Source organism: Pseudomonas sp. FYR_5, assembly GCF_043106315.1.
Taxonomy (GTDB): domain Bacteria; phylum Pseudomonadota; class Gammaproteobacteria; order Pseudomonadales; family Pseudomonadaceae; genus Aquipseudomonas; species Aquipseudomonas putida_Y.
Map to the genome: position 1 here is coordinate 1 of NZ_JBICMK010000070.1, position 12,059 is coordinate 12,059.

General features: G+C 64.3%; 6 protein-coding genes and 1 rRNA gene. All 7 read right to left on the reverse strand.

Going from position 1 to position 12,059, the window contains the following annotated elements; genetic code table 11:
- Positions 1-95: 95 nt before the first annotated feature.
- Positions 96-587, reverse strand: a complete 492-nt coding sequence (locus ACF8RA_RS11275) for an OmpA family protein (protein ID WP_392519162.1) — start codon at positions 585-587, stop codon at positions 96-98.
- Between the two features lie 4 nt (positions 588-591).
- Complete coding sequence (locus tag ACF8RA_RS11280) at positions 592-1,863, reverse strand: diguanylate cyclase domain-containing protein (RefSeq protein ID WP_392462190.1); 1,272 nt, start codon at positions 1,861-1,863, stop codon at positions 592-594.
- A complete protein-coding gene (locus ACF8RA_RS11285) occupies positions 1,860-2,426 on the reverse strand; it encodes a YfiR family protein (RefSeq protein ID WP_209963460.1) in 567 nt (188 codons plus the stop codon). Before ACF8RA_RS11285 ends, ACF8RA_RS11280 begins: the two co-directional genes overlap by 4 nt.
- 100 nt (positions 2,427-2,526) lie before the next feature.
- Positions 2,527-4,602, reverse strand: a complete 2,076-nt coding sequence (gene recD / locus ACF8RA_RS11290; RefSeq protein ID WP_209963455.1) for an exodeoxyribonuclease V subunit alpha — start codon at positions 4,600-4,602, stop codon at positions 2,527-2,529.
- On the reverse strand, positions 4,599-8,273 hold the full coding sequence (gene recB, locus ACF8RA_RS11295; RefSeq protein WP_392519163.1) for an exodeoxyribonuclease V subunit beta: 3,675 nt from the start codon (positions 8,271-8,273) through the stop codon (positions 4,599-4,601). The genes recD and recB overlap by 4 nt, the downstream gene beginning before the upstream one ends.
- The gene (gene recC / locus ACF8RA_RS11300) at positions 8,270-11,752 is read right to left on the reverse strand and encodes an exodeoxyribonuclease V subunit gamma (RefSeq protein ID WP_392519164.1); all 3,483 of its coding nucleotides are present in this window, start codon (positions 11,750-11,752) and stop codon (positions 8,270-8,272) included. The genes recB and recC overlap by 4 nt, the downstream gene beginning before the upstream one ends.
- Before the next feature lie 182 nt (positions 11,753-11,934).
- Positions 11,935-12,050, reverse strand: a 5S ribosomal RNA gene (rrf, locus tag ACF8RA_RS11305).
- Positions 12,051-12,059: the final 9 nt, after the last annotated feature.

Genomic DNA, 12,059 nt, shown 5'->3' on the forward strand with positions numbered 1-12,059 from the left:
GCGAACACCGGCGAAGCCGGTGCCAGACACCGCGTTGCCTGCTTCGCGGGCACGCCCGCTCTCACTGGAGATTGTGACTGCCCGTACGGCGACGATCAGTAGGACGCTACCACGATGGACACCCGACGGTTCTCGGTACGCCCGGCGCTGGTGCGGTTGTCCGCCACCGGCTGGCTGCTGCCCAGTCCGCGGCTCTGAATGTTCTGCGCCTGCATGCCAACCTCCACCAGCGCCTTGGTCACGCTTTGCGCGCGGCGCTCGGACAGTTGCTGGTTGTATGCCGCCTTGCCCGACGAGTCGGCATGCCCGTCCACCCGCACGCCCTGGATACCAACGCCGAGCAGCGCCTTGCCGATGCGCTCGACAATCGCCTGGCTCTGGCCGTTGAGGCTGTCCAGATCGCTGCCGAACAGCACTTTGCCAGACAGGTCGTAGGCCCAACCTTCATCGGTCGGGGTGAAACCTTCGCGCTTGAGCACAGCAATCTGTTCTGGGGTAAGGCCCTTGGGGGGGGCGCTCTGACAACCGGTCAGCGCCAGCAGGGCGAGCAACAAGGCCCAAAGCGGGAATCGCAAAGCTTGCATCACGGGTTCAACTCCTGTTCCTGATTTCGTTGGCGGACCGTTCCGTCTGCGCCACTTGCCAATGGCCACGGCGTTTGCGCTTGGCCTGGTACATTGCCGCATCGGCGGCATTGAGAAGACTGGCGGGGTCAGCGCCGTCATCCGGGTAATAGGCAATACCGACACTCAGCGAGGTGGAGATACTGCGGCCACTGTCCAGTTGCACCGGCAGCTTCATGCTGGCGACGATCTTCTCGGCAATGTGTTCGGCGTCCTTGCGCGAATGCAAAGGCGTCAACAGCACGGCAAACTCGTCGCCCCCCAGGCGCGCCACCAGGTCTTGCTCACGCAGCTGGGCGCGCACACGTTCGGCCACGCTGATCAGCACCTCGTCACCCACGGCGTGGCCGAGGGTGTCGTTGATCTGCTTGAAGTGGTCGCTGTCGAGGAACAGCACTGCCAGGTGGTCCTGCTGGCGCGCCGCATTTTGCACGCTGCGGCTCAGGCGCCCTTCAAAGAAGGCGCGGTTGGGCAAGCCGGTCAGGCTGTCGTGGCTGGCCTGATGGGCCAGGGTCTGGTTTTCGCTCTGCAGGTGGCTATGCCACACCTCCAGTTCATCCAGCAGCGCATTGAAGTCGTTACCCAGTTCGTTGAGCTCGGCAATCGGCGCTTCTGGTACGCGCCGGTCGAAGCGGCGCTCGCGGCGGGCGGCATGGGCGACACTGGCCAGGCCACGCAACGGGCGGGTGATATCGCTGAGCAGGCGCCGCGACAGATACTGGGCAGCCAGGGCGCTGAGGACCGTGCAGAACAGAATCCCGGCCAAGCCGCTGAGCAGGAACAGCAACAGGCTCCTGCCCTGACCTGCCAGCTCGATGTGCCCAACCTGCTGGTTCTGGTGCACGATAGGCAGAATGACCGGCTCTTCCAGCAAGGCAGTGGCAACCTGCACCTCCAGCTGCGCGAGCATGCCGGTATTGTCGCGTTGCCAGTGCGCCAGTTGCTCGCCCTCGTTGTTGAAGACCTTGGCCTCGGCCACTTCTTCGGTACTGGCAATCAACGCCAGCGATTCATTGGCGGCGGCGCTGTCATCGAACACCACCGCCGCCTCTACGGTGTAGTTGATCGAGCGGGCGATCAACTGCAGGTTATGGTTGGCATAGACACGCAGGGCGAGCACGCCCAGCAGCGTGAGGGAAATACCCGCCAGGCCAACGGCAAGCAAGGCGACGCTAAGGTGGCCACGGCCCAGCACCGAGCGCAGGGTCGGGCGCACGGTACGCTTGCGGGGCTGCTTCATGGCTGCCCCGCCCGGCGCCGCGACAATTGCAGCACGCTAGGGTGAATGCGCACGCCAGAGCGTGCCACCGAGTCGAGATTGACCTCAAAGGCCACCTGCTGGTCGCTGACCCGCAGGCAGAACAGGCTGCCGACCGTGCATGGGTCATCCGCCTCGCTGATGCTCAGCACCGGGCGGCCGCCGATACGCTGGAACAGTCGATCCCGCTGGCCCTGGTCAAGCTTGCCGATGTAGATGGCATCGCAGGCCTGGGCGACCTGGGTGTCTTCTGCCAGCAGGCGCCGCACCTGCAGCGGCCGGCCAGACTCCTGGACATGGCCCTTGATGAGATCGTCGGCGTACTCGGTCGGGCCGACCAGGCACAGGCGCAAAGGAGAAGGTTCGACGGGCCAGCGGGCGTAGCTGAAGATACCCAGTACTACCTGTGTGACTGCCTTGGCGCGTTGCTGTGCCTGGGCGGCAGTTGTACCGGGGTCTGCCCGGGCAGCGCCTGCAGAAAGGAACAGGACGGCCAGCAATAGCGAAAGCACACAGCTTGTCACTCGCCTTGCGGCCACGTTCATGTGGGAAATCCCTTATAGCCCCTTCCGATATCGGCGCAACGATAGCACATGGCCGCTTTATTGTAGGTGCATGCGGCCATGTGCATTGGGTTTCATGGCTCTAGACCTGCTCGAGCATCAACCCGGAAATACGCCGGACTTTGCGGGCCACCGCTTGCTCGAAAATGCCTTGGCGCGGCTCGACCAGGCTGAAGCAGTGCTTGGCCCGGGTGATGCCGGTGTACACCAGTTCCTTGGTCAGCACCGGGTTGAGCGCATCCGGCAGCACCAGGGCCGTGTGGCTGAACTCCGAGCCCTGGGACTTGTGCACGGTCATGGCGAATACCGTTTCCACTTCGTTGAGCCGGCTCGGCAGAACGAACCGCACACCACCACTGCCGTCGTTGCGCGGGAAGGCCACACGCAGCAGCGGCTGGCCATGCTCATCGGGCAGGCGCAGGGCAATGCCGATGTCACCGTTCATCAGGCCCAGGCCGTAGTCGTTGCGGGTCACCAGCACCGGGCGCCCTTCGTACCAGGGCTGCTGGCTGTCGATCAGACCGGCATTGTGCAGCACCCGCGCCACCCGCTCGTTGAGGCCTTCGACACCCCAGACGCCCCGGCGCACCGCGCACAGCAACTGGAAATCTTCGAAACTGCGCAACACCTTGGCCGCCCACTGCTCCCAGGCGGGGTCGTCAAAGTCGGTATCAAGTGCCGGCCGGTAACGGCCAAGGGTGCGCAGGTAGCTGCGGTAGCCTTGAGGGCCATCGGCCCCGCGGTTCAGGCCGTCGAGTAACAGACGGTCGAAAGCACGATCCTGCTCGTGCTTGAGCGCCAGGCTGTGCACATCGGCCGGCGCCGTGGCCAGCAGGGTGCGCGCCGCGTGAGCGTCTTGACGATTGACCAGCCTGGCCAACTGGCCGATACCGCTGCCTTCACCGAAGCGCCGCGAAAAACGCAGCATCACCACCTGCTGGGCCAGCGGGTGGCGCTGCTCATCGCCGGCCTTGAGGCCACTGCCGACCAGCGACTCACCACTGACCTGCTCAAGCCACGCGGCAGTCGTCGGCGAGTAAAAACCCTCCTCAGCATCCCGGCACAGGTCACCCAGCACCGCGCCGGCCTCGACCGAGGCCAACTGGTCCTTGTCGCCCAACAGCACCAGACGCGCCCGCGGCGGCAAGGCATCGAGCAGGTTGGCCATCATTTCCAGGTCGATCATCGACGCCTCGTCGACCACCAGCACATCCAACGGCAACGGGTTGCCAGCATGATGGCGGAAGTGCCGCGAGCCTGGGCGGCTGCCGAGCAGGCGATGCACGGTGCTGACTTCAGTTGGGATTTGCCCGCGTACTTCGGCGCTGACTTGCAGGCGCTCGACTTGCTGGCCAATGGATTCGGTCAGGCGCGCAGCGGCCTTGCCGGTCGGTGCAGCCAGGCGAATGCGCAGTGGCCTGCCCCGCTCCACTGCCGGCGCCTGCAGCAACGCCAACAGGCGTACCACGGTGGTCGTCTTGCCGGTACCGGGACCGCCCGTGATGATGCTGAAACCGGCACGGGTGGCCAAGGCACAGGCGAGCTTCTGCCAGTCCACCTGGCCAGCTGGCGCGCCGCCCTCGAACAATTGCGCCAGGCGCTCTGGCAGGTCTGCAGGCGGTGCTTCGGCCTGACTCAGGCGCTGGCGCAGGGCATGGTCGATGCGCCGCTCATAACTCCAGTAACGGCGCAGGTAAAGGCGCTCGCCACTGAGTACCAGTGGCCGGGCTTGCTGGCCAGGCGCATCACCTGCCGCCACCAGTGGGCTGGCGCTGATGCGCTGAAGCCAGGCATTCAAGTCGAGGTTGGCGAGCAGTTGCGATGGCAGTAGCAAAGGGCCGATCAGGGCGTCACCTTCCGGCGGCAACGATAGGGCGAAATCAGGCTCGGCCAAGGTTTGTTGCAGGTCGAGGCAGACATGTCCGTGCCCCAGCTGGTGGCTGGCCAGCGCCGCCGCCAGCAATAACAAGGGATCACTGCCGGGTGCGCGCTCGTCCAGGAACGACACGAATGCGCGATCCAGGGCACGTAGCCAGCCCCGCTCGACCCAGCGGTCGAGCAATTGCAGCAGGTCACCACTGTTGTCCTGTGGTGCCAGCGCCAGCAGGTGCTCTGCGTGCAGAGGGGTAGGCAACAGGTCGACAAGGCTTCGGCTCATGGCGCAACTCCGGCAAACAGGTCCTGCTGTACCGGCGCGTGCTCGCCACGGAACAACGCATCGAGGCTTTCGATCAGCTCACGCGGTGGCTTGACGTGGTACACGCCGTGGCCGCTGCTGCTGGCACCGCGCAGGAAGATGAACAGGGCGCCGCCAATATGGCGGTCATAATCGTAGTCCGCCAGCCGCGCACGCAACTGGCGATGCAGGGCCAGCAGGTACAGCACGTACTGCAGGTCATAGCGGTGGTCAAGAATCGCCTTTTCCATAGCCATGGCATCGTAGGCCTGGATGTCCGCACCCAGCCAGTTGGATTTGTAGTCGGTCACGTAGTAACGCCCGTCCAGCTCAAACGCCAGGTCGATGAACCCTTTGAACATGCCGTTGAGCACGGTCGGCTGCGCAGCCGGGCGTGCCAGACCGGGGTGGGTGTGGCGTGCCACCAGGCGATCGAGTTGTTCTGCGTCGACCCGGTGGCTGGCGAACCAGAACTCCATTTCGATCTGGTAATGACGCAGTTGGCCCAGAGTTACGCTCTGGTCGCCGCCCCGCAATGGCAACGCCTCGCCCAGCAAACGTTGCATCCAGTGGCTCAGGGTGGGGATCCAGCCGGTCCAGTCACGGCGGTTGCAGCGCTGACCAACGGTACGCTCGATCAGCTGAGGGTCACCGCTGACCTCGCTGAAGCCCTCGCGGCCTGCCCACTCCAGCAAGCCATGGAGGAAGGTGCCGGGGTTAGGCCCCCGCGGGAAGCGATGGATATCGCCGCTGTCGGCCGGGACCTCGCGCAACACCTGGGCATCGGCCACCTCGTCATCCAGCAGTTGCTGGGCCTGCGAGCTGTCGGCGTCGAGGGTCTGATCGCCGACACGAAGGGCACTGTAGGAAGCGATCCACCAGTGCTCGGCAGCCGCACGGCGTGGCCTGCGTGCTGGCAGCAGTTCACGCTCGGCGTGTGGCATGCGGTACATCTGCTCATCCGCCTGCGGCAGGCCTGGGCAAGTGATGTGCGGGCACTTCGCCGCCAAAGCCTGCAACCAGTCCGCTAGCTGCGCCGAGCCAGCCAAGGCCAGGCCGCCCCCCAGCAGGTAGCCAAAAGCCGAGCGGTGCAGCTGCGAGCTCTTCTGATTACCGCGCTTGAGGTCGGCGACACCCAGCCAGCAAGCATGCTGGGCGCGAGTCAGGGCCACGTAGAGCAGGCGCAGGTCTTCGGCCAGGCGCTCGTCGTCAGCGCGCTCGATTTGCTCCTGGTCAGGTGTAAGGGTGACGTGGGCGTTACCTTCGCTGTCATGCCAGGCCAGCGGCAGACGGCTGCCATCCACCGGTTTGCTGGAGCAGATGAATGGCAGGTAGACCAAGGGATATTCCAGGCCCTTGGATTTGTGGATGGTCACCACCTTGACCAACTGTTCGTCGCTCTCCAGGCGCAGGATCTGCTCTTCACCGGCCTGCCCGGAACTGGCCAGGTGCTCGGCCAGGTGGCGGATAAGCGCCTGTTCGCCGTCCAGCTCGCCAGCGGCCTGCTGCAGCAGCTCGGCCAGGTGCAGCAGGTTGGTCAGTACCCGCTCGCCATCACTGCGGCGGATCAGCGTGCGCGGTAGCTGGAAGTCATGCAGCAGGTGGCGCAACATCGGCAACACACCCTGGCGCTGCCAGGTATCTCGGTAAAGGCGAAAACGCATCACCCAGCTCTCCCAGACCCGCTCATCCTGGTTAAGCCGGTCCAGCGCGGCCAGCGACAGGCCCAGTGTCAGGCTGGCCAGAGCAGCCTTGAGCAGGCGCTCCGAGTCAGGCTCGGCGCAGGCCTTGAGCCAGGCCAGCAGGTCGTGGGCTTCCTGGGCGGCAAACACCGAGTCCTTGTCGGACAGGTACACACTGCGCACCTCGCGTGCGGCCAGTTCGGCGCGGACCATCTGCGCCTCATGGCCATCGCGCACCAGGATGGCGATGTCCGAGGGCAAGCAGGCGCGCAATTCGCCTTCGGCATTCTGGAAGCCCGCCGTGCCCTGCTGGCCGCCATTGAGCAAGGCAACAATATGGCTGGCACAACTGGCGGCCAGTTGCTGGCGGTAAACGCTGCTGGAGACTGGCTCTTCACTTTCCAGCTGCCAGCATTGCAGGGCCGCACTGACCTCACCGTCAATCAGCAGCTGTTCGCCACGCCCCTTGGCGCGCACCTCGATGAATGGCAGCGGGTTGTCATCGGCCTCGCGGAACAGGAATGCACCCCGCCCCGCTTCACGCGCCTCAGCCTGCAGGAACACCTGGTTGACCGCCGAGACCATGGCTTTGCTGGAGCGGTAGTTGGTGTCCAGGCTGTGCAGGCGACCGCTGGTGGCGCGTCGCGCGGCAAGATAGGTGTAGATGTCGGCCCCCCGGAAGGCGTAGATCGCCTGCTTGGGATCGCCGATCATGAACAGGCCGGTTTCTGCGCGATTTTCGCTGATCTGGTAAATGCGCTCGAAAATGCCGTACTGAACCGGGTCGGTGTCCTGGAATTCGTCGATCAGCGCTACCGGGAACTGCTCACGGATCAGGCTGGCCAGGCGCTCGCCGGCCTCGCTGGCGAGCGCCTGCTGCAAGCGCACGAGCATGTCGTCGAAGCCCATTTCTGCACGCCGGCGCTTCTCCACTTCGAAACGCGCCGATACCCAACTGGCCGCGTGCTCGAGCAGCGGTGCATCCGGGCTGTCCAGGGCCTGCAGTTGTTGCTGCAAGTGCTGCATGGCGTTGAGGGCTGGGTGCTCGGGAGGTTCTCCCTTCCATGCCTCGGCCATGCCCGCCGGGGTCAGCCGGGTAAAGCCGGTGCCCAAGTCGAGCTCTACCAGTTGCTCATCACTGGCCCAAGCGCAGAGCTTGTCGAACCAGGGCTCGAAGTAACGGGCTTGCATCTTGCGGCCGTCGACCTGCTTGGCAGCCAGCGCATCGCGGCAGATTTGCCGCAGCTCCTCGGCCCACTGCGCCCATGGTGCCTTGATCCGCGCCAACTGTGCGCCACGTTGCTGCAGCGACGCCTGGATCAATGCGGCGGGCTCTGGCCCATCCTGCTGGGCGCGCACACGGCCGAACAGCGGGCGAATGCGCGGCAGCAAGGCGTCGGGGCTCCCCCAGTTGCTGCGCACCCAGGCCAGTGGGTCACCTTGCATCCCATAGCAGAAGCGCCGCCAGTAATCGCGCATGACCTGGCCCAACAACTCGCTGTGGTCGGTTTCCAGGGTCTGGGTAAACAGGCTGCCACTGTCGAAGGCATGCTCGCGCAGCATGCGCTGGCACCAGCCATGGATGGTCGATACCGCAGCCTCGTCCATCCACTGCACGGCGATTTCCAACCGGCCGGCGCAACGCGGCCAAGTCTCTTGCGGGTAATCGTCACGCAGCTGGTGCAACAGTGGATCGGCGCCTTCCAGTTCGCCACGGAAAAAACGTGCGGCTTCAGCCAGGCGGGCGCGGATGCGCTCACGCAGCTCTTTGGTGGCGGCGTCGGTGAAGGTCACCACGAGGATCTGCGGTGGCAGCAGCTCGCGCTCGAAGCCCTGCTCGCCACCGTGACCGAGGATCAGGCGCAGGTACAGCGCCGAAATGGTGAAGGTCTTGCCCGTGCCAGCGCTGGCCTCGATCAGCTGGCTACCGTGCAGAGGGAAACTCAGTGCCAGAGGACGGTCCTGGGTCATGCGCCTTTCTCCGGGTTGCCCAAGGTCTGCCAAGGGGCGGTGAACAACGGGCGGTACAAGGTTTCGCACCAGCCTTCAAACGTCTCGTCAGCGGTGAGTGCTGCAAAGTCCCGGAACTGGCGGGCCAGGGCAATGCTTTCACTTCGCTCGCCAAAGCTGGTGCGTTCGTCGCCTTCGTAGGCGCGAGCGGCTGCGGCCATTGCTTTATCGGCATCGTCCTGGGCCAACCAGGCGAATGCGGTCTTGGCCGCGACTGGCAACGGCGCATTCATTGCCGCCTGACGGGCCACCAACAGGTCGCCCAGCAGTTGCGCGGCCAGCGCTTGCGGCAGCGGTGCAAGCAACAGGGTCAGGTCACTGGCTACCAATGCACTGTTATAGGGGTAGCCCGCTGCACAGGCCGCCAGGTGCGTAACCCAGGGCGCAATGAGGCGGTGCCACTTGAGGTTGTTGCGCCCGGCACTGATGGTGTTGGGTACTGTGGTGATGCTGAGCAGGCTCTGATCTTCCGCCTGGAACACCCGGCCCAGCCAGCCCTCAAGTCGATGCTGACCGTGCTCGAAATGCACCGGCAAAGCGCCCTCGACCAGCTGTGGCCAGCGTTGCAGCAATTGCTGGTGACGTTGCAGCAGATCCGGCAGCGGTTCGATCAACTCGTTCTGCAGCAGTTCGCCGAAACCGGCTAGCGGCAGTAAACCGCAGGCCTGCAGGCGTCGGGCCTGGGCGCGCAAGGCCTGTTCGGCGTTGTCTGGATCGGCCAAGGCGGCGCCAAGCAGGCTTTCACTGGCGCCGTAGCGTTGCAGGGTATCGAGGACGAAGGGCTCTTCGTCCGGGGTGGGCGCTTCCAGCGCCTCAAAGTACACCTTCAAGCGCTGGCTGAAGAAGTGCCGCACCGGGTGGCGCAAGAAATCATTCAGCTGGTGCAGACTCAGGGCTTCAGCGTCCTGATAAGGCGGCAGGCCCGGCTCGCTCTGCTCATCTGCCTCACCCTGCTGGTGCAGCACCTGCCATTCATGGGCATAGCTGAACAGTGGGCTGCCCTTCTGGAAGTACCGAGGGCTGAACGGCTGCAGCGGGTGCTCCTGGGTCAGTGCGTGCAACAGTTGCTCGCCCGGTTTCGCGGGCTGCTCCTGCTGCGCGTCGGCCAAATGCCAGCCCGCAGCGATGTGATCACGCAACTGGCCGATCAGCACCGAGGCCGGGCGTTCGCTATTGTCGCGGATACTGCGCCCTACCCAGCTGACATACAGCTGGTCACGTGCCGACAGTAGCGCTTCAAGCAGCAGGTAACGGTCGTCTTCGCGGCGTGAGCGATCACCAGGGCGGTAGTCGCTGGCCATCAGGTCGAAGTCCAGCGGTTGCTGCGCACGCGGGTAGTCGCCATCGTTCATGCCCAGCAGGCAGACCACCCTGAAAGGGATCGCGCGCATGGGCATGAGTGTGCAGAAGTTGACCGAGCCGGCGAGGAAACGTTGCGACAGCTTGCCCTGATCGAGGCCCGACAGCCAGGCTTCACGTACCACGGTAAGCGGTAGCGGGTCGTGCAGGCCGACGGTCTCGCATACCTCAAGCCAGCTATCGCGCAAATCCTGCAGTTGCATCAACAGGAATTCATCACCCTCGTCCTCGGCGAGGAAGAACACGTTCAGCAAAGCATGCAGTCGCTCTCCCCACTGGCTGACGGTAGCAGGCTCGGACAAGGCCTGGCAGGCGACTTCGAGCGCATCGAGCAACGCGACCAGCGGGCCGATCAGTGCAGCGTCCAGGCCACCGATTTCATCGTAGGGTTCAATGCCATCACAGGCCTCGCCTACCCCCACGGCATAACCCAACAGCATGCGGCGCAGGCCGAAACGCCAACTGTTCTGTTCAAGCCCGGCGGGCAAACCAAGGCTCGCCCGCTGGTCGGCGTCAAGGCCCCAACGGATGCCAGCGCCCTCGATCCAGCGGTGCAGCGTAGGCAGGTCGTTTTCGCGAATGCCGAAGCGGGCGCGGACTGCCGGCACGTCCAGCAAGTCGAGCACTTCGCTGACCGCGAAGCGGCTGTCAGGCAGTTTGAGCAGGTGCTCAAGCGCGATCAGCAAAGGCTCGCGACCACGCTGGCCCTGGTCTGTCAGGGTGAACGGGATGTAGCGCGGGTCGTTGCGCTGCAACTGGCCAAAGACGGCGCGGATATGTGGCGCGTAAGTGTCGATGTCCGGCAGCATGACGATCACGTCGCGCGGGCGCAAAGTAGGGTCGGCGCTGAAGCGGGCCAACAGCTGGTCGTGGAGGATCTCCACTTCACGTTGCGGGCTGTGCGCGATATGGAAGCGGATCGAGCGGTCTTTTGTGGTGTCCACTGGCGGCCACAGTTCACGGCTCTCGGCGAGCGGGCGCAACTCCAGAATGTCGTCCTGCAGTTCGTTGAGCAGCGTGGTGGGTGAACCATCGCTGAACAGGTCGATGCGGCCGTCGCTGAACACGCCCTGGTAGCTGCCCGGGTCGTCATAGCTGTCGAGCAGGTTGATGTAGTCGCGGCCTTGTTTACCCCAGGCTGCCAGCAACGGATGGGCATGCTGGTGAAGTGTCTGGTCGTCCAGTTGCAAGGGCATGCCTTGCTTGCGTTGCTGGCGTTTGTACTGGTGGCGCAACAGGTCCTTGTCGGCGACGATATCGGCCCAGTGGTGGCGGCATGGGTTGTGTACGCATAACAGGACCTGACTGAAACGCGACAGGCCTGCCAGCGCTTCCAGGGCCTGGGCCGGCAGCGAAGAGATACCGAACACGATCACCCTCGGTGGCAGCCCGGCAGGCGCCTGCTCCAGGCTGGAGATGCGCTCGATGAAGCGTTGGTGTACTCCGGCGCGGCTCTGTGCCATGCCTTGCTCGCCAACATCCTCCAGCAATGCTCGCCACAACTCGGCTTGCCAGCGGTTGCCTGGCGGCAGGACTTTGCGCTCGCCGCGGGCCGTGTTGATGACATGCTCGCCGGTGGCCCAGTCCTTGAGCCAATCGGCGCGGTAGACCTGGTACTGGTCGAACAGGTCGGCCAGGCGCTCGGCCAGCTGGTAGCGCTTGCGCAAGTCACTGTCGTCGGTGAGGAAGCGCCGCAGTGGCTCGAAGTGCGGGCGCTCGATGAGCGCTGGCAGCAGGCGCATCAGACGCCAGGTCAGTGGTGCCTTGTCGAGCAGGGACACTTCGGGAATTTCGCTACGGCCAAGCACGCTGCGGTACAGCTGCCACATAAAGCTACCGGGCAGTTGCACATCGATTGCAGCGGCGATGCCGCAGCCGCCCAGGTCATCCTCCAGTGGATCTTCAGCCAGGGCCAGCTTGAGCCATTGGGCGATACCGTTGCTTTGCACCAGGGCAATTTCGTTTTCCAGAGGCGCCAGCGGGTAGCGACGCATCCAGCTCACTACCAGGCTACGCAGGTCGTCGAGGCGGTTGCCGTGGACGATCATGAAGCCAGGGTGGAGATGGGCGGTGTTGAGCATCGGAAGGTCTCTGGAGGCGCTGATGGCTGAGAGGGGAACGATATCATGCGTACATAAAACGGCCGAATGCCATCAGGCCGCGGGAGCGGGCGTGCCCGCTGGATTCGAGCAGGGCCAGATTTTTTGGCCCATAAAGACAAAACCCCTACCTGCATGTGCAGATAGGGGTTTTGCGAAATGAATCTTGACGATGACCTACTCTCACATGGGGAAACCCCACACTACCATCGGCGATGCATCGTTTCACTACTGAGTTCGGGATGGGATCAGGTGGTTCCAATGCTCTATGGTCGTCAAGAAATTCTGT

Excerpts from the sequence above, each read along its gene's own strand:
- ACF8RA_RS11280 (WP_392462190.1), bottom strand. The coding sequence starts at position 1,863 with ATGAAGCAGCCCCGCAAGCGTACCGTGCGCCCGACCCTGCGCTCGGTG.
- recB (WP_392519163.1), bottom strand. The coding sequence starts at position 8,273 with ATGACCCAGGACCGTCCTCTGGCACTGAGTTTCCCTCTGCACGGTAGC.
- ACF8RA_RS11285 (WP_209963460.1), bottom strand. The coding sequence starts at position 2,426 with ATGAACGTGGCCGCAAGGCGAGTGACAAGCTGTGTGCTTTCGCTATTG.
- recD (WP_209963455.1), bottom strand. The coding sequence starts at position 4,602 with ATGAGCCGAAGCCTTGTCGACCTGTTGCCTACCCCTCTGCACGCAGAG.
- recC (WP_392519164.1), bottom strand. The coding sequence starts at position 11,752 with ATGCTCAACACCGCCCATCTCCACCCTGGCTTCATGATCGTCCACGGC.